We start from the raw sequence: 22085 nt of genomic DNA on the forward strand, positions 1-22085 counted from the left end.
ATCAATAAAAAGGGGAAGCATCATGTCATTCGGAACCTCGCTGACCGGCCTGAACGCCGCGCAATCAGACCTGGACATCACGGGCAACAACATTGCCAACAGCAATACCACGGGCTTCAAGGAGAGCCGGGCGGAGTTCGCCGACCTGTTTTCCTTCAGCAACCTGGGGGTGACGAGTCTGTCCATCGGGCAGGGCGTGCGTCTGCAGAACGTAGGCCAGCAGTTCAACCAGGGGCAGTTCGACTTCACCGAGAACAGCCTGGACCTGGGGATCAGCGGTAACGGCTTCTTCCGCATGAGCGATGACGGGGATGTGACCTACACCCGTGCCGGGGCGTTCCAACTGGACCGGGATGGCTGGATCACCAACTCGGCGGGTAAGCGGCTGACCGGGTACAACGTGGATGAAGACGGCAACAATGTCGGCGACGGCACGCAGGAACTCCGGGTTCAAACCGGGAATGTGGCTCCGAGCGCTACCACTGAGGCGAGTGTTCAGGCGAATCTCGATGCGGGTGCAGAAGTAATCGACGAGGAAGACGCCTTCGACCCATCGGACACGGCGACCTACAACGAATCCACTAGCACCACCTTCTTCGACTCGCAGGGCAACCAGCGCACGGCAAACTTCTTCTTTAGGAAGGTCGACGATAATAAGTGGGATGTGCACGCGCAAGTGGATGGCCTTGATGAGCCTGTTCGACTTGGTGCGGACGACGACCCATCGCTGGAGTTCGATGGAAACGGCGTATTGGAGAGCGACGGTATTTTCGAGAACTTGGATTTCGGGCTGGGCGAAGACGAAGAAGTTGAGTTGGATTTCTCCGAGATCACCCAATTCGGCTCCCCCTTCGCCGTCAGCGACATCAACCAGAACGGCTTCGCCGCTGGTGAATTCTCCAGCCTGGACGTGGAGTCCGATGGCACTATCTTCGCCCGCTACACCAACGGCCAATCCGAATCGCTGGGCCGTGTGGGCATCACCAAGTTCCCCAGCCAGGAAAACTTGCAGCCGGTTGGCGATACCGAATGGGCGGACACCTTCGAGGCCGGTGAGCCGGTTATCGGCACGCCGGGCACTTCCGATTTCGGTCAGATCGAATCGGGCGCCCTGGAGCAGGCCAACGTCGATATCTCCGAACAGCTGGTCAACATGATCGTCGCGCAGCGGAACTTCTCCGCCAACGCCAAGATGATCAGCACCGAAGACCAGATCACCCAGGAAATCCTCAACATCCGCTGATGAGGCATGACCGCCGCGCCGGGCCCTGCGCCCGGCCAGGGCGGGGAGGCAAGATCCATGGACCGCATGGTTTACCTGGCCATGACCGGGGCGAAGCATTCCCTGGAGGCCCAGCACCACAACAACCACAACCTGGCCAACGTGGACACCCCCGGGTTCCGCGCCGATCTGGATGCCCTGATGTCCGCACCGGTGAGCGGCCCGGGCCATGACTCCCGGGTCTACTCCGAGGAGTTGACGGTGGGCAGCGATTTCACCCAGGGCGGCATCGTGCAGACGGGCCGGGACCTGGACGTGGCCATCAACGGTGACGGTTGGCTGGCGGTGCAGGGCCCGGATGGCAACGAGGCCTACACCCGCCGGGGTGACCTGCAGATCGCCGACGGCGGTTTGTTGACCACCGGTGACGGCAACCTGGTGATGGGTGAGGCCGGCCCGGTGGCCGTGCCGCCGGCGGACGAGATCGAGATCGGCGATGACGGCACGATCAGCATCATACCGGCCGGCCAGAACCCCAACCAGTGGGTAGAGCTGGACCGCATCAAGCTGGTGGATCCGGGCAATGAGAACCTGCAGAAGGGCGAGGACGGCCTGTTCCGCCTGGCTGACGGCGAGGAGGCCGAGGCCGACGCCGGGGTGCGTCTGGTTTCCGGCGCTTTCGAGGGCAGCAACGTCAACATGGTCGATGCGCTGGTGAAGATGATCGACCACGCCCGGCAGTTCGAGACCTACGTGAAGATGATGTCCGCGGCGGAAGAGAACGACCAGACCAGCGCCCAGCTGCTGCGCAACAGCTGAATGGCCCGGAGCTTGCAAGTAAGCCGGTAACGGCAGGAATTCGACACCACGGAGGCAGATGCCATGAATCCAGCACTTTGGGTGGCCAAGACCGGCCTGGATGCGCAGCAGACGCGCATGCAGGTGGTGTCCAACAACCTGGCCAACGTCAACACCACCGGCTTCAAGAAAGACAGGGCCAACTTCGAGGACCTGATCTACCAGAACGTCCGGCAGGCGGGCGGCCAGAGCACCCAGGACACCCTGCTGCCCACCGGGCTCAATCTGGGTACCGGTGTGCGGGTGATGTCCAGCGAGAAGATCCACATGCAGGGCAATATCCAGCAGACCGAGAACTCGCTGGATGTGGCCATCGAGGGCGACGGCTTTTTCCAGATCCTGATGCCCGACGGTGAGATCGCCTACAGCCGGGACGGCAGCTTCAACGTGGATGACCAGGGCCAGATGGTGACCTCGTCCGGTTACCAGCTGCAGCCCCCGATCAATATCCCCGAGGATGCCACCAGCGTCACCATCGGCCGCGACGGGACGGTGAGCGCGAAGCTGCCGGGCCAGGCGGAGCCGCAGCAGCTGGGCAACATCCAGCTGGCGGACTTCGTGAACCCGGCCGGCCTCGACCCAATGGGCGGCAACCTGTTCCAGGAGACCGCGGCCAGCGGGCCGCCGCAGATCTCCGACCCCGGGCTGGATGGCGTGGGCACCCTCATGCAGGGGGCGCTGGAGAGCTCCAACGTGAACATTGCCGAGGAGCTGGTGAACATGATCGAGACCCAGCGCGCCTTCGAGACCAACACCAAGGCCATCTCGTCCACGGACCAGATGCTGCAGTTCATCAATAACAATATCTAGGGGGCGGGCCATGGATAACCGGCTAGTCAAACTGCTGTTCCTGGTGCTCGCCACCGCGGTGCTGGCGGGGTGCGCCTCCGTGCCGGATCAGGCGCCGGAGCCGCTGCCGCTGCCCGAGATCGCCGAGCCGGAGCGTCAGAACAACGGCGCCATCTTTCAGGCGGGGGGCGAACAACGTCTGTTCGAGGACCGGCGCTCCCGCCGAGTGGGTGACGTGATCACCGTGCTCTTCGAGGAGAACACCGACGCCAGCAAGTCCACCAGCAGTTCCATGAACAAGAGCAGCAACGCCAATCTGCCAGCGCCCACCTGGGCCGGCCGTGAGGCCACCCGGGGCGGCGTGCCGTTGGAGTTCGATGCCGAGGCGGACCGCAGCTTCAGCGGCGACGGCGCGGCGGACCAGAGCAACGAACTTACAGGCACGCTGACCGCCATCGTCACCGACACCATGCCGAATGGCTACCTGGTCATCGAGGGGCAGAAGAAGCTGACCCTCAATCAGGGCGCCGAGTACGTGACCATCTCCGGCATCGTGCGGCCGGACGACGTGGGTGCCGACAACACCGTGTCGTCGCTGCGGGTGGCCAATGCGCAGATCGCCTATACCGGCACCGGCGCGCTGGCCGAGAGCAACCGGCCCGGCTGGCTGACCCGCGTGTTCAACAGCCGCTGGTGGCCGCTGTGAAGGCAGTGCAAGGGGGGATCATGCGACAGCTCAATCTGGTACTACGGGTAACGCTACCCGCTCTGCTCCTGGCCCTGGTGCTGCTGCTCACCGGCGTGGCCCAGGCCGAGCAGCGCATCAAGGACATCGCCTCGGTGCAGGGCGTACGGAGCAACCAGCTGGTGGGTTACGGCCTGGTGGTGGGGCTTGACGGCACCGGCGACCAGTCCAGTCAGGCGCCTTTCACCATCCAGAGCATCCGCTCCATGCTGTCTTCCCAGGGTATCGCCATCCCCGAAAACGTGAACATGCAGGTGGACAACGTGGCGGCGGTGATGGTCACCGCCGAACTGCCACCCTTTGCCCGCCAGGGGCAGGAGGTGGATATCACCGTCTCCTCCCTGGGCAACGCGGATAGCCTGCGAGGCGGGACCCTGTTGATGACACCCCTGCGCGGCGCGGATGGAGAGATCTACGCCATGGCCCAGGGCAACATGCTGGTGGGCGGCTTTGGTGCCGAGGGGGCAGACGGCTCCAGCATCACCGTCAATATCCCCAGCGCCGGCACCATTCCCAATGGAGCCACGGTGGAGCGGGAGGTGAACAGCCCCTTCTCCGAGCAGGGCGATATCGTGCTGAACCTCAATACCCCGGACTTCACCACCGCCCACCGTGTGGCGGAGGCCATCAACGAGAACCTGGGGCCGAACACCGCCCAGGCGCAGGATGCCGTCTCGATCCAGGTCCAGGCGCCGCGCACGCCCAACCAGCGGGTCAGCTTCATGAGCTTTCTTGAAGAGATCCGAGTGACACCGGGGGATGCCCCGGCGCAGGTGATCGTCAATGCGCGCACCGGTTCGGTGGTGATCGGCAGCGAGGTGAAGGTACGTCCGGCGGCCATTACCCACGGCAGTCTGACGGTGACCATCACCGAGGCGCCCTTCGTCAGTCAGCCCGATCCCTTCACCGAGGGCGAGACCATGGTGGTACCGCAGACCGATATCGAGATCGAGGAGGAGGCGAACCCCATGTTCGTCTTCGGCCCCGGCACCACGCTGGATGAGATCGTCAACGCGGTGAACCAGGTGGGCGCGGCGCCGGGGGACCTGGTGTCTATCCTCGAAGCGCTCAAGCGCGCCGGGGCCCTGCGGGCGGAACTGATCATCATCTGAGGTCAGGCGCGATGAGCATCCATAACCAGTCGGCACAGGTACACGCCAACAATGCCCTGGACCCGGCATCGGGCACGGCGAAGTTGCGCCAGGGGCTGCAGAACCCATCGCGGGAATCCATCTCGCAGGTGGCCGAGCAGTTCGAGAGCCTGTTCATCCAGATGATGCTCAAGCAGATGCGTTCAACTACCCCGGGCAACGACCTGTTCGGCGGCAACGCCGAGGACCAGTACATGGAGGTCTTCGACCAGCAGATCGGCATGGACATGGCCGGGTCGGGGCAGGGCCTGGGGCTGGCCGAGATGGTGGAGCGGCAGATGCTGCAGCACGCCGGATTGGACGATGAGGGCGGCAACCCGGCCCCCCGGGATCTGGAGGACTACCGCCGCCAGGCCATCCCCGCCCGGGCCACCCCGGCGGAGCGGGCCCAGCCGTTGATGGACGGTGCGGATGCCGAGCGCGAGGACGTGGTGCCGGCGATGAGTGGTCTCAAGATGCCGGAGATCGAGTCCGAGGTGCCGAGTAGAGAGGCGGAAAAACGCGACGGTGCCGTGGATGATGCCGCTGGGGCGGCGGGCGAGCCGCGGGCGTCGGCCGGCGGCCCCCCCTGGGACAGCCCGGAAGCCTTCGTGAACGACCTGTTGCCGGCGGCGAAGGAGACGGCGGCCGAACTGGGCGTTTCGCCCCGTGCGCTGATCGCCCAGGCGGCGCTGGAGACCGGTTGGGGGCAGCACGTTATAAACCAGGGTGAGGGCAGCAGCCACAACCTTTTCAACATCAAGTCCCACGGCTGGGAGGGCGAGAGCGTTACTGTGCCCACCCTGGAATACCGTGACGGCGTGGCCCAGCGTGAGCAGGCCAGCTTCCGTGCCTACCAGGGCGTGGCCGACAGCTTCCGCGACTACGCCGACTTCCTGCAGCGCAACCCGCGCTATAGCGAGGCACTGGCCCAGGGGCAGGACCCCTCCGCCTTTGTGCACGCCTTGCAGGATGCCGGCTATGCCACCGACCCGCGCTACGCCGAGAAGCTGGAGCGGGTGATGAACAGCGAGCACCTGCGGCACGTGGATGACAACCCCCTGCGCATGGCCGACAGCGGCGAGTCGGGTGCCGGGTGACGCAGCCGGTCAAGTTGGCGGTGCGATGGCCGATAACAGTATCTGAAGGGCTGCAAGGCGGCCTTTTGAGGGAGTAACCAGGCATGGCGGGCACAATGCAGACAGGCATTTCGGGGTTGATGGCGGCGCAGAGGTCGCTGGCGACCACGTCGCACAACATCAGCAACGTCAACACCGACGGCTACAGCCGCCAGCGGGTGGAGCAGAGCACCCGGCCGCCCTCCGGCACCGGTGCCGGCTTTGTCGGCAACGGCACCCAGGTGGACACGGTCCGCCGTCTCGCCGACCAGAACCTGATCGAGAACGTCCGCAAGAACACCTCCGAGTTCGAGCGCCTGGACACCATGGCCGGCCTGTCAGGCCGGGTGGATAACCTGCTGGCGGACGCCGATGCCGGTCTCAGCCCGGCGCTGCAGGACTACTTCGCCGCCCTGGACGACCTGGCCAACGACCCCAACTCCACCACCGCCAAGCAGCAGGTACTGAGCGCCGCCGACAGCCTGGCCACCCGCTTCAACACCCTGGACCAGCGCACCGCCGAACTGGAGCGCGAGGTGAACCAGCAGATGAAGCAGAAGGTCACCGAGCTGAACCAGCTCTCCGAGGCGGTGGCCGACCTGAACCGCGAGATCGTGCGAGAGGGCAACCGCGTCGGGCAGCCGCCCAACGACCTGCTGGACCAGCGCGATGAGCTGCTGCGCGAGATGGCGGAGATCACCGACGTGCGCGTGGTGGAGCAGGCCGACGGGGCGGTGAACGTCGCAATCGGCAGTGGCCAGCCGGTGGTCAACGGCGTCAATGCGAACGAACTTGATATTGCCCCCAGCGATGGCGACCCGGAGCAGTTCGACCTCTTCGTGGAAACCCCGAGCAGCCGCACCAATGTCACCCGCAACATCTCCGGCGGGTCGCTGGGCGGGCTGATGGAGTTCCGCGACGACGTGCTCAACCCGGTGAATGATGACCTCGGGCGCATCGCCATCACCGTGGCCGAGGAAATGAACCGGCAGCACAACCTGGGTGTGCAGTTCGACTCGGGCGAACCGCAGCCGGGCGCGGACCTGTTCAGCGTGGCACCGCCGCGGGTCACGTCGGTCTCCGTTTCAGACGATACGGACAGCCAGCCCGAGGTCAGCTTTGACCGGGACAACATCGGTCAGTTGACCGGGCAGAACTACCGGATGGAGTTCGACGGTGATGAGTGGACCGTCACGAACCGCTCCACTGGAGATTCGGAAACGTTCGGCGAGGATGACATCGACGACGGTCAGTTCTCCATGGAAGGGCTGACCTTTGATGTTTCCGATGAATATGCGGAGGGCGACCGTTTCGAGGTGCAGCCGACCCGCAACGGCGCCTCCAGCATTGATACCCGCCTGAGCCGCCCCAATCAGGTTGCGGCCGCCTCGGCACTGATCTCCGGCGAGGGCGTTGGTGATGACGGCCAGTCCTCTAACACCGGCACGGGCGAAATCAGTCCCGTTCAACTGACTGCCGCGAATGATTCGTTGCCTTTTGACGACGAAATTGAGCTCGAATTTGTTCAGGATGAAGGTGAAGGCCCGGGGTTTAGCGTCGAGGTAGACGGGGAAGATATCTTTCTGCCGTACAACCCGGATGATCCGGAGAATGGGTTCGATATCCAGCAGGGTAAGGTATTCAGCCTGAGTGATGACCTTGATCTCGATGGCTTGGACGGTGAGTTCACGATCTCCGGTGAACCCAGAGAAGGCGATACCTTCACCATTAAGGGCAACCAGAACGCCGTGGGTGACAACGGCAACGCCCTGGCCATGGTCGGCCTTGAAGATCTGGAAACCATGGACGGCGGCAACAGCACCTTCCAGGAGGCCTACAGCAGCCTGGTCGGGGACGTGGGCGCCAACACGAGCCGCTCCCAGTCCAACCGGGATGCCCAGGAGACCCTGCTGGACCAGTCCGTCGAGGCGCGCGAGGCGCTCTCCGGCGTCAACCTGGACGAGGAGGCGGCCAACATGCTGCGCTTCCAGCAGGCCTACGCCGCCTCGGCGCAGGTCATCTCCGTCTCCAATGAATTGTTCCAGACCCTACTGGGCGCGGTGCAGAGGTAAGCAGCCATGCGTTTATCCACCAGCCAACTGGCCCTCCAGGGCGTGAACAATATCCTCTCGCAGCAGTCCTCGCTGTCGAAGACCCAGGCGCAACTGGCCAGCGGTAAAGAGATCCTCAACCCCTCTGATGACCCGGCGGGGGCCTCGCGCATCCTGGAGCTGGACAAGGCCATCAACACGGTCGAGCGCTACAACCGCAACGCCGACCAGGCCGAGACCCGGCTGGGGCTGTCGGAGAACGTGCTGTCCGAGTTCGGCAACACCCTGCAGCGGGTGCGCGAGCTCTCCGTGCAGGCCGCCAACGGCTCCCAGGACAGGGAGACTCGGGCCTATATCGCCTCGGAGCTGCGCGAGGCCCAGGACCAGCTGGTGCAGCTGGCCAACACCGACGACGGCAACGGCGAGTACCTGTTCGCCGGCTCCGAGACCCGCACCCAGCCCTTCACCAAGACTGCCGGCGGCAAGGTGGAATACAACGGGGACCAGGGCCAGCGCGAGGTCCGCATCGGCCCCTCCCGCACCATCGCGGTGGACAACTCCGGCTTCGATGCCTTCATGAAGATCCCGAATGGCAACGGGCAGTACCAGGTGTCCGAGGATTCGGAGAACGCTGGCAGCGGCATCATTACCGTGGGGGATACCCCAGCAAGGTTGAACCCGGATGAGCGGTTCGTGGTGGAGTTCTCCGAGGATGGAGGAGAGCTCACCTACACCGTTTACGCGGGTGACCCGAGTGAGGAGAATCCCGTTGATGGTTTAGAGCAAGAACCCTACGAGCCCGGCATGACCATCAGCATCCCGACCGGTAACGATAACGCTCAGGAACTCCAGGTGAAGATGGACGGCAACCCGGCCGACCGTGACAGCTTCAACGTCGAAGCCGCGCAACCCCAATCCATCTTCAAGTCCGTGGACGACCTCATCAAGACCCTGGAAAACGATGGCGACGGCCCGGCCATGAACAACGCCATCAACCGCTTCCTTGCCGACATCGACCAGGGCATGGAGAACGTCGTCCGGGTCCGGTCCGAACTGGGCGCGCGCATGAACGCGCTGGACTCCAGCCGCGACGCCAACGAGGGGGCGCTGCTCGACCTGAAATCGGCCAAGTCGAAGCTGGAGGATCTGGACTACGCCGAGGCCAGCGGCCGTTTCAACCAGGAGCTGGTGGGCCTGCAGGCTGCCCAGCAGACCTATACCCGGCTGCAGGGCCTGTCCCTGTTCGACTTTATCTGAGGGTCAGGCTGACCCCGGTTGATCGGCGGTTGGGCAATCGGCCGCCAGCGGGCAGGCCCCGCAACGGGGCTTCGGCCGGCAGGTATCCTTGCCCAGGGCCACGATCTGGGCGTGGTAGTCGTTGTACAGCGCCACGTCCGGCCCCAGTGCCTGCTCAATGGTCCCGCGCAGCACGTCATACCCCTCATCCCCCGACACCAGCCCCAGCCGGGAGAGGATGCGGCGGGTGTAGGCATCAATGACAAACACCGGCCGCTCGAAGGCGTAGAGCAGGATGTCGTCGGCCGTCTCCCGGCCCACCCCGTGCACCGCCAGCAGGCGCTCGCGCAGGGGGTCGGTGTCCAGCCCCGCCAGCCCCTGCTCGCCCCCGTTCTCCAGCCAGGCGGTGCACAGCGCCCGCAACCGCTTCGTCTTGACGTTGAAGTAGCCGGAAGGGCGAATCGCCTCGGCCAGGGTGTCGGTGGGACAGTCCAGCATGGCCCGCGGCGCCAGCAGGTCCTCTGCCTGCAGCCGGGCGATGGCCTTTTCCACGTTGGTCCAGGCGGTGTTCTGGGTGAGCACTGCACCCACCGCGATCTCGAAACGACCGTCTCCGGGCCACCAGTCCAGGTGGCCGTGGTGGGCGCGCAGCGCCTGGTAGATGGCCTGGAGCCGGGGGCCGGTGAGCGCCTGGGGCATGCGGACCGATCAGCGGCCGAGGGTCAGGGACTGGCCGTGGACGTCCCGGCTTTCCGGACCCAGCAGCCAGGTGAAGGCGCCGGCCACGTCGTTGCCGGTGGGCAGCTTGCTCTGGTCTTCGCCGGGGTACCCCTGATAGCGCAAGTGGGTGCGGACGGGGCCCGGGTCCAGGCTATTGACCCGCACCGATGTCGTGTCGGCCATCTCCGCGGCGAGGATGCGCATCAGCCCCTCTACCCCGGCGGCCGAGACCCCGTAGGCACCGGAGTAGGCCATCTGCTCGCGCCCCTCGCGGGCGCTGGTGAACAGCAGCGAGGCGTCCTCGGACTTGCGCAGCAGGGGCAGGCAGGCGCGGGTAACGAGGTAGGGGGCGTGCAGGTTGATGTGCACGGTGATGAACCACGATTCCAGGTCGTAGATCTCCGCCGGCGCCGGGCGACCCAGCACGGCGGCACAGTGCAGCAGGCCGTCCAGCCGGCCGAAGTTCTCGGTCAGCCGGTCGCGCATCTCGTCGTAGTCCTCGGGCATGGCGCCCTGGAGGTTCATCGGGTAGAGCGCGGGCTCGGCGGGGCCTCGGCCGTCCAGGTCGTCGTAGAGCCGCTCCAGGCTCTTCATGTCCTTGTCCAGGGCAACCACGGTGGCGCCGGCTTCTGCCAGTTGGCGGCAGACGGCGCCACCAATCCCGCCGCAGGCGCCGGTCACCATGATGACGCGGTCCTGGAAGTGCTCGGGGGACGCCTTGTAGTTGCCGCTGAGGGGGTTGCTCATGCCGCTTTTGCCTCGGTATCTAGTTGGGTTTGGGTGTCTTGCGTGCCGTGCGCCAGGCGATCCAGAGCTTGCGCAGCGGGGTCAGGTGAACGCGCCGCTGCAGCATCGGCAGCCCCTGGCGCTCCAGCTCGTCCAGCAGCCGTTGGTAGAGCGCGGCCAGTACCAGTGCCGGGCGCTGCGCGGCGCGGTCACTGTCGGCCAGGCCGTCGTCCGCCTGGCGGAAGAAGTCCCGCGCCCGGTCCACCTGTTGTTGCAGGAGGGTCTGCAGCCCGGGGTGATCCGCCGGCAGGTCCAGCAGGGCATCCCGGGAGAGCCCGGCGGCGTGGATCTCGTCCTCCGGGAGGTAGAGCCGTCCGGCCCGGGCGTGCCGGCCCAGTTGGCGCAGCCGGCCGGTGAGCATCAACGCCATGCCCAGATGATGGCCGAAGCGTGCACTTTGCGGGTCAGTATACCCGGCGTGGCGCATGGCCAGTTCGGCCATGGCGCAGCCCACCTGGTGCCCGTACGCGGACAACTCCCGGAAGCTGGGGTAGAGGCCGTACTCCAGGTCCATCCCGGTGCCGGTAATGATGTCCTGGAACCGGTCCCGGGGTAGCCCGGATTGAACCGCCGGCAGCAGGGCGTGGCCCACCGGGTGTTCCGGTTGCCCCCGGTAGATGCGGTCCAGCTCCTCGCGCCACCAGCTCAGTTTGGCCTGCCCCACCATGGGGTCACTCACCTGCGCCGGTATGGCGGACACCTCCGCATGGAAGGCGTGCAGCGCCAGCAGCCCGTCGCGCTGGTCGGGGCGGGCAAAAAGCAGGGCGTAGTGGAGGCTGGAGCCGGGCGGCGCAGCCTTGCTGCGGCAGTAGTCCAGTGGTTGCACGGGGCGGCACGCGTCGTCGGTAAACAGAACGGCTAATCTAACACGGTGCGGCCTGGGGACGCAGCGCCTTGAAATGGCGCACCGTGAATCCCAGCTTGATAGATAGCCAGTCATTTATGTGATGTTCGAGAGGGGGTGGTGGTATGGCGCAGAAGAACATCTTCGTATTCGGCCTGAATGAGGAAAACCACGCCTTCCTCAAGCGCGTCCGGCACGCGGAGGATTACACCTTTCACCGTCTGCTGGATCAGTCTGAACTGGTGGAACGGGATGACTACGACATCCCCCACCTGATGGAGAAGGTCCATGCGCGACTGAAGGGGTTCCAGGGCTCGGTGGACGGGCTGATCCACTACATCGACTTCCCGGTCAGCACCACGGTGCCGCTGCTGGCTCGGGAGTACGGGCTGCCCTCCGCCTCCCTGGAGGCCGTCCTCTGTTGTGAGCACAAGTATTGGGCCCGGGTGGAGCAGGCCAGGGTGATTCCCGAGGCCTGCCCGCCTTTCGCTGCCTTCGACCCCTTCGATGAGGGCGCGCGGGAGCGGCTGGAGGCCGAGATCGGGTACCCCTTCTGGGTGAAGCCCATCAAGTCCTTCTCCAGCTACCTGGGCTTTCGCATCGACGGGCCGGAGGATTTCGAGCGGGCCCGGAGGCGGCTCCGTGAAGAGATTGGCCGCTTCGCCGAACCCTTCGACTACCTGCTCGACCACGTGGACCTCCCGGAGGCCGTGCGCGGTGTGGGTGGTGGTCACTGCCTGGCGGAGGGCATTATCGGCGGCGAGCAGTGCACCCTGGAGGGCTACGGTTACCAGGGCGAAATTCATGTCTACGGGGTGATTGACTCGGTACCGGAGGCCAACGGCATCTCCTTTCGCCGTTATCAGTACCCCTCGGCCCTGCCGGCGTCGGTGCAGCAGCGCATGATCGACCAGTCGCGCCGGTTCATGCAGCACATCGGCTACGACAATGCGCCCTTCAATATCGAGTTCTACTGGGATCGTGCGCGCGATCACGTCTGGCTGCTGGAGGTGAATACCCGGTTGTCGCAATCCCATTGCTATCTGTTCGAACAGGTGGATGGCGTCTCGCACCAGGAGGTGGCCGTCGACCTGGCCCTGGGCCGGGCCCCGGAGTTCCCCCAGCGGCAGGGGGCGTCGCCCATGGCCGCCAAGTGCTTTGTGCGGGCGTTCGAGGACGGCAAGGTCACTCGGGTGCCCACCGAGGCGGAGGTGCGGGCGCTGGAGCGGCGTTATCCGGGCACGCGCATCGAGGTGCACGCCCGGGAGGGCGCCTGGCTCTCCCGGCTCTGGGATCAGGACAGCTACAGTTACTGTCTGGCGCTGGTGTTCCTGGGCGGCGAGAATGAAGAGGACATCGAGGCCCGTTTCGAGGCGATCCGCGACGGGCTGGATTTCCGCATCGAGAAGCCGGAGGTGGCCTGATGCCGCAGAAACCGCAGGTGATACCCCTGAGTGAACTGCCCGAACGTGTCCGGGTGGTCGAGAACCTGTGGATCCCCATGCCGGACGGGGTGCAGCTGGCGGCCCGGGCCTGGATCCCGGAATCCGCCGTGCACGATCCGGTGCCGGCCATCCTGGAGTACATCCCCTACCGAAAGCGGGAGTTCACCCGGCCGCGCGATGATGCCACCCACGCCTACCTGGCCGGTCACGGCTACGCCTGCGTGCGGGTGGATATCCGTGGCAGTGGCGAGTCGCAGGGGCTGCTGACCGATGAGTACCTGCCCATTGAGCTGGATGACGGTGAGGCCATTCTGCGCTGGTTGGCCGAACAGGACTGGTGCAATGGCCGGGTGGGGATGATCGGCATCTCCTGGGGCGGCTTCAACGGGTTGCAGCTGGCGGCCCGGCAGCCTCGGGAGCTGGGCGCCATCGTCACCGTCTGTTCCACTGACGACCGCTACACCGATGACGTGCATTACATGGGCGGGTGTCTGCTCGGCGACAACCTCTCTTGGGCGTCGGCCATGTACAGCCATTCTGCGCTGCCGCCCGATCCCGCCCTGGTGGGTGACGGCTGGCGGGAGGAGTGGCACAAGCGCATGGGGGGGAGCGGCTTCTGGCTGGAGGACTGGCTGAGCCACCAGCGCCGGGATGAATACTGGCGGCACGGCTCCATCAACGAGGATTACAACTCGGTACAGATCCCGGTGATGGCGGTCTCGGGATGGGCGGACGGGTACTCCAACGCGGTTTTCCGCATGCTGGAGAACCTGCCGGGTCCGCGAATGGGCCTGGTGGGGCCGTGGGGCCACAAGTACCCCCACCAGGGGGTGCCGGGGCCGGCCATCGACTTTCTGGGCGAGGTGCTCCGCTGGTTCGACCGCTGGCTCAAGGAGGTACCCAACGGGGTGGAGTCGGAACCCATGCTTCGGGCCTGGGTGCAGGACACCATGCCGCCGATCACCGGGGCGCGGCACCGGCCCGGGCGCTGGGTCGCGGAGCCCGGCTGGCCCAGCCCGGGCGTGCGCCGCGAGTGCCTCGCATTGCGTCCGGGGCAGATCGGCGACAGCAGCGCCCGGCCGGCGGAACACACCGATCTGACCCTGCAGTCGCCGTTGTCGGTGGGGCTGTTTGCCGGGCGCTGGTGTTCGTTCACCGCCACCCCGGATCTGCCCCATGATCAGCGCGAGGAGGACGGCGGCGCGCTGATCTTCACCAGTGACCCGCTGGAGCAGGACCTGGAGTTATTGGGGCAGCCGGCGGTCACCCTGATGGTGGCGGCCGACAAGCCGGTGGCCCAGGTGGCAGTGCGGTTGTCGGAGGTGGCGGCCAACGATGAGGCCACGCGCCTGACCTACGGGCTGCTCAACCTCACCCACCGCAATGGCCACGACGACCCCCAGCCGCTGGAGCCGGGCGAGTTCTACAGCGTGCGGGTGAAGCTGAACGACATCGGTCAGCGTATCCCGGCCCGGCACCGCCTGCGGGTCTCCATCTCCACCTCTTACTGGCCGCTGGTCTGGCCGGCGCCGGAGTCGCCGCGGCTCACCTTCCTCACCGAGGGCTGCTGCCTGGAACTGCCGGTGCGGGAGTCGGCGGCCGAAGAGGAGAATCTGCGCCGGCCCGGGCCAGCGGTACAAAGCCCCGGACCGGCGATGACGCTGCTGCAGCCGCGCGATTACGGCTGGACGGTTACCCGGGACCTGGCGTCCGACCGCTCCACGCTGGAGGTCAAAAAGGACGAAGGGGCCTTTCAGCTGGACGAGATTGGCCTCAGCATGCGTATCCGCACCGTGGAGTGGTACAGCCACACCGGCAACCAGTACGGCTCGGTGCGCGGCGAGACCCGGGCGGTGCGTGAGCTGTGGCGGGACGACTGGCGGGTGCGGGTGGAGACCCGCACCGTACTCACGTCCGATGCGGGCCAGTTCCACCTGCGTGCGGAGATGGACGCCTACGAGGGCGATGAGCGGGTCCACGCGCACAATATCTCGCGCAGCATCCCGCGGGACTTGATTTGATCGCGGCCCGGCGCGGCCTGCTCAGGGCAACCAGCGCAGCATGTCTGAGGGGCTGGCGATCAGGCCGTCCGCGCCCCAGCTGACAGGGTGGTCACCGGCCCCCAGGTAGCCGAACAGGGCGGCCAGTGTCATGCAGCCGGCGTGGTGGCCGGCCTGGATGTCCCGCAGGGCGTCGCCGGCGGTCAGGCAGTGCTGCGGGGCCACGCCCAGCTGGCTGCAGGCGGCCTGCATGGCCGCCGGGTGGGGCTTGGGCTTTGCGGCGGTGTCGCCGCAGACCACCGCCCCGGCCCGCCGGTCCAGGCCCAGGGCTGCCAGCAGCGGCCGGGTGAGTCGTTCCGGTTTGTTGGTCACGATCCCCCAGGGCAGGCCCTGCGCTTCCACCCGCTCCAGCACCGCCTCCATGCCGGGGAAGGGGCGGGTCCGCTCGGCGATGTGCGCCTCGTAGTGCTGCAGCATGCGCTCATGCAGCCCCGGCATGTGGGGGTCATCCGGGGCCAGGGCCAGGGCGTGGCAGAGCATCACCACGGCACCGTGCGACACCGTGGGCCGGATACGGGCATCGGGCAGGGGGGTGCGGCCTTCCTCCACCAGTACACGGTTCAGGGCATCGGAGAGGTCTGCGGCCGTGTCCAGCAGGGTGCCGTCCAGGTCGAACAGGACCCCTTCTACCTCGCGACCCCGCATCACGCCCCGGCCCCGGCCGGTGCCGGACCACGCTGGTAGTGGGCCAGGTAGTTGACGCTGGTATCGTCGGTCAGCCGGTACTGCCGGGTCAGCGGGTTGTAGGTGAGCCCCTTCAGTCCGCAAAGCTGCAGGTCTGCCTGGCGGGCCCAGCTGTCCAGTTCCGACGGGCGGATGAAGTGCTGCCAGTCATGAGTACCCTTGGGCAGCAGTTGCAGCACATGCTCGGCGCCGACGATGGCGAAGAGATAGCTCTTGGGGTTGCGGTTTAGCGTGGAGAACACCACCTGACCGCCCGGCTTGACCAGGTGGGCACAGGCGCGCACCACGGAGGCCGGGTCCGGAACGTGTTCCAGCATCTCCAGGCAGGTGACCACGTCAAAGCGCGGTTCGTCCGATTCCGCCAATTCCTCCACGGTGATCTGGCGGTAATCCACCTTCACTTCCATCTCCAGCGCATGCAGCCGCGCCACCTGCAGTGCGGGCTTGGACATGTCGATGCCGGTGACCTCGGCCCCCCGCCGGGCCATGCCTTCGGCTAGGAGGCCGCCGCCGCAGCCCACGTCCAGGATGCGCCGGCCCTGCAGTCCGCCCAGGCACTGGGCGACGTAATCCAGGCGCAGGGGGTTGATGTCGTGCAGCGGCTTGCATTCGCCTCCCGGATCCCACCAGCGCGAGGCGGCGGCATCGAACTTGGCCACCTCGTGGGCGTGGACGTTGCGTCGGGTGGTGTTGGTCACCGATTCAGTCATGGGGGGCCTCCGGGGCGATTCGGGCCTGCCAGGCCCGGGTGCGTGCCAGGATGTCGGCCTCGTCCAGGGTGGTGAGGCGGCGCTCATTGAGCAGCAGCCGGCCCGCCACCCAGACGTGGCTGACTTTGTCCCGCTGGCTGGTGTAGACCAGTTGCGAGACCGGGTTGTAGAGCGGTTCACTCTCCAGGCCGGAGAGGTCGATGGCGCACAGGTCGGCGTACTTGCCGGGGGTGAGCGAGCCGATCTCCTCGTCCAGGCCCAGGGCGCGGGCCCCGTCCAGGGTCGCCATGCGCAACGCCCGGTGGGCGGGCAGGGCGGCCGCATTGCCGCTGGCCGCCTTGGCCAGCAGGGCCGCGGTGCGCACCTCGCCCAGCAGGTCCAGGTCGTTGTTGCTGGCCGCACCGTCGGTGCCAATAGCCACGTTGATGCCGCGGTGCTGCATCTCGTGCACCGGGCAGAAGCCGCTGGCCAGCTTGAGGTTGGACTCGGGGCAGTGCACCACGTGGACACCGGTTTCCGCGATGCGGTCCAACTCGTCGCTGTTCAGCTGGGTCATGTGTACGGCGATCAGCGACGGGTTCAGCAGGCCCAATCGGTCCAGCCGCTCCAGCGGGCGCTGACCGGTGGTGGCGACGCTTTCCATCACCTCGCCGGCGGTCTCATGCACGTGCATGTGGATGCGGGTGTCCAGCTGATCGGCCAGCACGCGGATCCGCTCCAGCCACTGCGGCGAGACGGTATAGGGGGCGTGGGGCGCGAACACGGTGCTGATGTGCGGGTGATTGCGCCAGGCGTCGTGCAGGGCCAGGCCCTTGTCCAGGTAGTCCTCCGGGCCACTGCCGTAGGGCGTGGGCATGTCGATGACGATCATGCCCAGCACCGCGCGCATCCCCACCCGGTCCGCGAGCCGGCCGGTGACTTCCGGGAAGAAGTACATATCGGAGAAACAGGTGGTGCCGCCGCGCAGCATCTCCGCCATGGCCAGCTCGGCACCGTCGTGCACGAAGTCCGCTGAGACGTGCTTGCCCTCCGCCGGCCAGATATGGTCCTGCAGCCAGGTCATCAGGGGCAGGTCGTCCGCCAGGCCCCGCATCAGGCTCATGGCGTTGTGGGTGTGGGCGTTGACCAGCCCGGGGATCAGCGCGTGGGTGGCCAGCTGCTGGTGCCGATCGGCCTGGTACTGCTGCTCCGCCTGCGCGGTGGGCAGGCAGTCGATGATGCGCCCGTCGCGGATGGCCACGGTATGGTGGGACAAGGTGGTGCCTTCCGGCTCAACGGGGATCACCCAGCGGGCGGAAACCAGGCTGTCGACCTTCTGCATCGTGTCTTTCTCCGGGTGTCGCGTCGGATGCCGGCTATTGTGGCACCAACGGGCCGCCCCGGGAAATTGCCGAACCCCGTTCGTCCGCCAGCCGAGGCGATACCCAGCCCAGGCGATACAATGGGCCATCAAGGATGCAACCGAATCGGAGTGCCCATGCCCCGCAACGACACCGTACGCGCCCTGGACTGGCAGGGTGACCATCTGCGGCTGCTGGACCAGCGCCGCTTGCCGGTGGAGACCACCTGGCTCGACTGCCGTACCGCCCCGGAGACGGCCGACGCCATCCGCGACATGGTGGTGCGGGGGGCGCCGGCCATCGGCATTGCCGCCGCTTACGGTGTGGTGCTCGCGGCCCGCTCGGCGCTGCGCCGGCAGCCGGAGGACTGGCGGGGGGCCATGGCCAACGACCTGACACGCCTGCGCACTGCCCGGCCCACCGCGGTCAACCTGTTCTGGGCCCTGGACCGCATGCAGCGGATGATCGACAGTGATCCGACCGACCCGCTGCAGGTGCTGGAGGCCGAGGCGGTCGCCATTCACCAGGAGGACCTGGCGGCCAACCGCCGCATGGGCCACCTGGGGGCCCAGCTGATCCCCGCGGGTGCCCGCGTGCTGACCCATTGCAACACCGGCTCGCTGGCCACCGGGGGCTACGGCACCGCGCTGGGGGTGATCCGCAGTGCCTGGGCCGGCAAGGGCCTGGCCGCTGTGTACGCCGACGAAACCCGCCCCTGGCTGCAGGGGGCAAGGCTGACCGCCTGGGAACTGGTGGCCGACGCCATCCCGGTGAAGCTGATCGCCGAGGGGGCGGCGCCGCTGCTCATGCAGCGTGGTGAGGTGGACTGGGTGATTGTCGGCGCCGACCGGGTGGCGGCCAACGGCGATACCGCCAACAAGATTGGCACCTACGCGCTGGCCCTGGCCTGCAAGGCGCACGGGGTGAAATTCATGGTGGTGGCCCCCTCCAGCACCATCGACCTGGACTGCCTGAGTGGGGAGGATATCCCCATCGAGGAGCGCCCCGCGGAGGAACTGCTTTATATGAACGGGCGGCGGGTGGCCGCCGAGGGGGCAGGGGCCTGGAATCCCGTGTTCGATATCACTCCCGCGGAGCTGATCGACGTGCTGGTCACCGAACGTGGCGTGGTGAGCGATTTCGTCGGCAAGGGGGTCAGTGCGCTGTTCGATATCTGACGCGCCCGGAACACCGGTCGCCGCCCCTTGGCTACACTCCGGGCAACAGCCGGCAAGGGGAAGGTATTGCCATGAAGGAGCAGCAGTTCGATACCGTCGTGATCGGTAGCGGGCCCGGCGGTGAAGGGGCGGCACTGACGCTGTCCAAGGGCGGCAAGCGAGTTGCGGTGGTGGAGGCCCACTCGGAGGTGGGGGGTGGTTGCACCCACTGGGGCACCATCCCGTCCAAGGCGCTGCGGCACAACGTGCGCCGGATGATGGAGTACAACACCAACCCGCTGTTTCACGACGTGGGCGCCCCGAAGCGGCTGTCCTTCCCCCGGGTGCTGCGTTTCGCCCAGCAGGTGGTCAACCGGCAAGTGGGGCTGCGGGCGAACTACTACAGCCGGAACGATATCCCGGTGATCCACGGGCGGGCCCGGTTCATCGACGAGCACACCCTGGAGGTGCAGGGTGCCGAGGGCAAGGTGGTGCGCCTGCACGCGGAGCGCTTTCTGATCGCCACCGGCTCCCGTCCCTACCGCCCCGACGGCGTGCCCTTTGACCACCCCCGGGTCTGTGACAGCGACAAGGTCCTCTCCCTGGCGCACACCCCGCGGACCATCGCCATCTTCGGCGCCGGCGTGATCGGTTGCGAGTACGCCTCCATTTTCCGCGGGCTCGGGGTCAAGGTGGACCTGATCGACAACCGCGAGCGGCTCCTGACCTTCCTGGATAACGAGATCTCCGATGCGCTCAGCTACCACCTGCGGGAACAGGGCGTGATCATCCGTCACGACGAGTCCTTCACCGGGGTGGATGCCCACGACGACCACGTCCGTGTCCATCTGGATTCCGGCAAGCAGATCAAGGCCGACATCCTGCTCTGGGCCAACGGGCGCAGTGGCAACTCGGAGGACATGGGGCTGGAGGCACTGGGAATAGAGCCGAACAGCCGGGGGCAGCTGCAGGTGAACGAGAACTACCAGACGGCCCAGGCCCACATCTACGCGGTGGGCGATGTCATTGGCTACCCCAGCCTGGCCAGTGCGGCCTTTGACCAGGGGCGCTTTGCCGCCTCGCACATGCTGAATGGCCGCTGCGATTACCGGCTGGTTCAGAATATTCCCACCGGTATCTACACCATCCCGGAGATCAGTTCGGTGGGCAGCACCGAGCAGGAGTTGACTGCCGCCAAGGTGCCCTACGAGGTCGGGCACGCCTTCTTCAAGGACCTGGCCCGGGCGCAGATCGCCGGCCAGAACGCGGGCATGCTGAAGCTGCTCTTTCACCCCGAGACCCTGGAACTGCTGGGCATCCACTGTTTCGGGGACCAGGCCGCGGAGATTGTGCACATTGGCCAGGCCATCATGGCCCAGCCCGGAGAGGCCAATACGCTGATGTACTTCCTGACCACCACCTTCAACTACCCGACCATGGCCGAGGCCTACCGGGTGGCGGCGCTGAACGGCTACAACCGCCTGCGCTGATCAACGCCGGTCTGCATCCGCATCGGCTGGTCGTACCTGCAACGTCAGGCCCTCGGCGTCGACGATGCGCACTTTCGCCCCGCGAGGGATCGGGGCGTTGTCGATACTGCGGGCGCGCCAGCTCTCGCCCCGAATATGCACCCGCCCGACGGGGGCGAGCGCGGTGCTCACCCGGGCGGTACCGCCGATCAGGGCCTGCCCGCCGTAGGGGGCGTCGTGATCCAGTGCCGGTCGGTACAGCGGGTAGAGCAGCACGTCCTTAACCAGCCAGACGAGAAAGAGCGTGCCGGCGGTCCTGCCGCTCACCCAGCCGGCGGACCAGGCCCACCACCCCAGGCAGGCGATGAGCAGCAGGCCGGGGAGTTGCAGCAGCGTGTAACGGACCAGGGGGCTCATGCACGGTACTCCCACGGGTGACTTCGCGGCAGGGCCTGGGGCAGAGTGTCGGGTAGCTGCCGAGCCACAGGGGGTTCAATGGAGATCACCTACCGCGACGATGCCAGGCCCACCCCGGAGCAGGCAATCGCGCTCTATCGCCGCACCACGCTGGGCCCGCGCCGGCCGGTGGACCGCCCGGATATCTTCCGGGGCATGTTGGACAACGCCAGCATCATGATAACCGCCTGGTGCGGCGATCGCCTCGTGGGGGTGGCCCGGACGCTGACTGACTACGACTACGTGGCCTACCTGGCCGATCTTGCGGTGGACGAGGCCTTCCAGGGTCGCGGCATCGGTCGGCGCCTGATCGACGAGACACGCCAGCGTCTGGGGGCCGAGTGTCAGATCGTGCTGCTCGCAGCGCCCCAGGCCAATGACTACTATCGAAAGTTAGGGTTCGAGCACAATCCGAGAGCCTGGATGCTGCAGGGCGGAGACAATAACGGCTGATCGCCGGGAGGGGATATGGACCTGGGGCTGCAAGGCCGCAACGCCATTGTGCTGGGTGCCGGCCGGGGGCTGGGGCGGGCGATTGCCCTTGCCTTGGTTCGTGAGGGAGCGAACGTGCTGGTCTGTGCCCGCCACCAGGAAAGCCTTGAGAAGACGGCGCACACCCTGCATGAGACGGGCCCGGGGCGGGTGGCCGTTCACGCCGCGGACCTGGGCGAGCCTTCGGCGGCGACGGCCATCCATTCCGCCGCGGCGGAGCAGTTGGGGCCGGTGGATGTCCTGGTCAACAATAGCGGCGGTCCGCCCCCGGGGCCCATCGCGGATGCGGCCAGGGCCACTTGGCAAGCACAGTTCCAAGCCATGGTGTTACCGGTTTTCGAGCTGACGGCGCTGTGTCTGCCGGACATGCGGAGCAGGGGCTGGGGGCGAGTCCTTACGGTTGTGTCCAGCGGTGTCGAGCAGCCCATTCCCAACCTGGGGCTGTCGAACGGGCTGCGCAGCAGCATCGTGGGCTGGAGCAAAACGCTGGCCAACGAGGTGGGTGGCGATGGCATTACCGTCAACTGCCTGGCGCCGGGCCGGGTGGCCACGGACCGGACGCGGCAGATTGACCAGGCAAACGCCGAGCGGCAGGGCCTGCCGTTGGAAACGGTGCAACGCCAGTCGCAGGCGCAGATCCCGTTAGGCCGCTACGGGGCCCCGGGGGAGTTCGGTGACACCGCGGCGTTCCTCGTCTCCGAGCGGGGCGGTTACATTACCGGCAGCGTCATCCGGGTGGATGGCGGGCTGGTCAAATCGGTGTAGCTGGAGGA

At 66.6% G+C, this 22085-nt stretch carries 21 protein-coding genes; 14 read left to right on the forward strand and 7 right to left on the reverse strand.

What is annotated here, in order from left to right:
• The first annotated feature begins 22 nt into the window (after positions 1-22).
• The 8 genes from flgE (at position 23) to flgL (ending at position 9170) form a co-directional block, all read left to right on the forward strand.
• Entirely contained in the window at positions 23-1243 is a 1221-nt protein-coding gene (flgE, locus tag DFR31_RS08795; protein WP_121442313.1) for a flagellar hook protein FlgE, read from the forward strand.
• A 57-nt stretch (positions 1244-1300) separates the two neighbouring features.
• On the forward strand, positions 1301-2041 hold the full coding sequence (flgF, locus tag DFR31_RS08800) for a flagellar basal-body rod protein FlgF (RefSeq protein ID WP_121442314.1): 741 nt from the start codon (positions 1301-1303) through the stop codon (positions 2039-2041).
• A 63-nt stretch (positions 2042-2104) separates the two neighbouring features.
• A complete protein-coding gene (flgG, locus tag DFR31_RS08805) occupies positions 2105-2890 on the forward strand; it encodes a flagellar basal-body rod protein FlgG (RefSeq protein ID WP_121442315.1) in 786 nt (261 codons plus the stop codon).
• A gap of 10 nt (positions 2891-2900) precedes the next feature.
• Positions 2901-3575 (forward strand): flagellar basal body L-ring protein FlgH, encoded by a 675-nt coding sequence (flgH, locus tag DFR31_RS08810; protein ID WP_121442316.1) that lies wholly within the window; start codon positions 2901-2903, stop codon positions 3573-3575.
• Between the two features lie 20 nt (positions 3576-3595).
• Complete coding sequence (locus DFR31_RS08815) at positions 3596-4726, forward strand: flagellar basal body P-ring protein FlgI (protein WP_121442317.1); 1131 nt, start codon at positions 3596-3598, stop codon at positions 4724-4726.
• Positions 4727-4737: 11 nt separating this feature from the next.
• A complete protein-coding gene (gene flgJ / locus DFR31_RS08820; protein WP_121442318.1) occupies positions 4738-5844 on the forward strand; it encodes a flagellar assembly peptidoglycan hydrolase FlgJ in 1107 nt (368 codons plus the stop codon).
• Positions 5845-5927: 83 nt separating this feature from the next.
• A complete protein-coding gene (gene flgK, locus DFR31_RS08825; RefSeq protein ID WP_121442319.1) occupies positions 5928-7934 on the forward strand; it encodes a flagellar hook-associated protein FlgK in 2007 nt (668 codons plus the stop codon).
• A gap of 6 nt (positions 7935-7940) precedes the next feature.
• Complete coding sequence (gene flgL, locus DFR31_RS08830; protein WP_121442320.1) at positions 7941-9170, forward strand: flagellar hook-associated protein FlgL; 1230 nt, start codon at positions 7941-7943, stop codon at positions 9168-9170.
• 3 nt (positions 9171-9173) lie between these two features.
• Here flgL and DFR31_RS08835 read toward each other — a convergent pair whose 3' ends face one another.
• The 3 genes from DFR31_RS08835 to DFR31_RS08845 are packed head-to-tail and all read right to left on the reverse strand — an operon-like array spanning position 9174 to position 11481.
• On the reverse strand, positions 9174-9848 hold the full coding sequence (locus DFR31_RS08835; RefSeq protein WP_121442321.1) for an endonuclease III domain-containing protein: 675 nt from the start codon (positions 9846-9848) through the stop codon (positions 9174-9176).
• 9 nt (positions 9849-9857) lie between these two features.
• On the reverse strand, positions 9858-10616 hold the full coding sequence (locus DFR31_RS08840) for an SDR family NAD(P)-dependent oxidoreductase (RefSeq protein WP_121442322.1): 759 nt from the start codon (positions 10614-10616) through the stop codon (positions 9858-9860).
• A 19-nt stretch (positions 10617-10635) separates the two neighbouring features.
• Positions 10636-11481, reverse strand: a complete 846-nt coding sequence (locus tag DFR31_RS08845) for a squalene/phytoene synthase family protein (protein WP_170153647.1) — start codon at positions 11479-11481, stop codon at positions 10636-10638.
• Positions 11482-11624: 143 nt separating this feature from the next.
• On the opposite strand from DFR31_RS08845, the gene DFR31_RS08850 reads away from it, so the two are divergent.
• Both DFR31_RS08850 and DFR31_RS08855 read left to right on the forward strand, forming a co-directional pair.
• Positions 11625-12923: an ATP-grasp domain-containing protein gene (locus tag DFR31_RS08850; protein WP_121442324.1), complete on the forward strand. Its 1299-nt coding sequence runs from the start codon at positions 11625-11627 to the stop codon at positions 12921-12923.
• Positions 12923-14965, forward strand: a complete 2043-nt coding sequence (locus tag DFR31_RS08855) for a CocE/NonD family hydrolase (protein ID WP_121442325.1) — start codon at positions 12923-12925, stop codon at positions 14963-14965. The genes DFR31_RS08850 and DFR31_RS08855 overlap by 1 nt, the downstream gene beginning before the upstream one ends.
• A gap of 21 nt (positions 14966-14986) precedes the next feature.
• On the opposite strand, the gene gph is transcribed toward DFR31_RS08855, so the two are convergent.
• From gph to DFR31_RS08870, 3 genes are read right to left on the reverse strand one after another with little or no spacing between them, the layout of a single operon-like run.
• On the reverse strand, positions 14987-15649 hold the full coding sequence (gph, locus tag DFR31_RS08860; RefSeq protein ID WP_121442326.1) for a phosphoglycolate phosphatase: 663 nt from the start codon (positions 15647-15649) through the stop codon (positions 14987-14989).
• Entirely contained in the window at positions 15649-16398 is a 750-nt protein-coding gene (ubiG, locus tag DFR31_RS08865; RefSeq protein WP_121442327.1) for a bifunctional 2-polyprenyl-6-hydroxyphenol methylase/3-demethylubiquinol 3-O-methyltransferase UbiG, read from the reverse strand. Before ubiG ends, gph begins: the two co-directional genes overlap by 1 nt.
• A complete protein-coding gene (locus DFR31_RS08870) occupies positions 16391-17719 on the reverse strand; it encodes a TRZ/ATZ family hydrolase (RefSeq protein ID WP_121442328.1) in 1329 nt (442 codons plus the stop codon). The genes ubiG and DFR31_RS08870 overlap by 8 nt, the downstream gene beginning before the upstream one ends.
• Positions 17720-17875: 156 nt before the next feature.
• Between DFR31_RS08870 and mtnA the strand changes: the two genes are divergently transcribed.
• Positions 17876-18916: an S-methyl-5-thioribose-1-phosphate isomerase gene (mtnA, locus tag DFR31_RS08875; RefSeq protein ID WP_121442329.1), complete on the forward strand. Its 1041-nt coding sequence runs from the start codon at positions 17876-17878 to the stop codon at positions 18914-18916.
• Positions 18917-18987: 71 nt separating this feature from the next.
• Positions 18988-20385 (forward strand): Si-specific NAD(P)(+) transhydrogenase, encoded by a 1398-nt coding sequence (sthA, locus tag DFR31_RS08880; RefSeq protein ID WP_121442330.1) that lies wholly within the window; start codon positions 18988-18990, stop codon positions 20383-20385.
• Here sthA and DFR31_RS08885 read toward each other — a convergent pair whose 3' ends face one another.
• Positions 20386-20781, reverse strand: coding sequence for an NfeD family protein (locus DFR31_RS08885; RefSeq protein ID WP_121442331.1), 396 nt, complete (start codon positions 20779-20781; stop codon positions 20386-20388). It abuts the gene before it with no gap.
• A gap of 78 nt (positions 20782-20859) precedes the next feature.
• Here DFR31_RS08885 and DFR31_RS08890 point away from each other — a divergent pair, with 78 nt between their 5' ends.
• Positions 20860-21273 carry a GNAT family N-acetyltransferase gene (locus DFR31_RS08890; protein WP_121442332.1) on the forward strand — a complete coding sequence of 138 codons (414 nt, stop codon included), beginning with the start codon at positions 20860-20862 and terminating at the stop codon, positions 21271-21273.
• A gap of 15 nt (positions 21274-21288) precedes the next feature.
• Positions 21289-22077: an SDR family oxidoreductase gene (locus DFR31_RS08895; RefSeq protein WP_121442333.1), complete on the forward strand. Its 789-nt coding sequence runs from the start codon at positions 21289-21291 to the stop codon at positions 22075-22077.
• The last annotated feature ends 8 nt before the right edge of the window (positions 22078-22085 follow it).

The sequence above is a fragment of the Alkalispirillum mobile genome, from assembly GCF_003664325.1.
GTDB classification, from domain to species: domain Bacteria; phylum Pseudomonadota; class Gammaproteobacteria; order Nitrococcales; family Halorhodospiraceae; genus Alkalilimnicola; species Alkalilimnicola mobilis.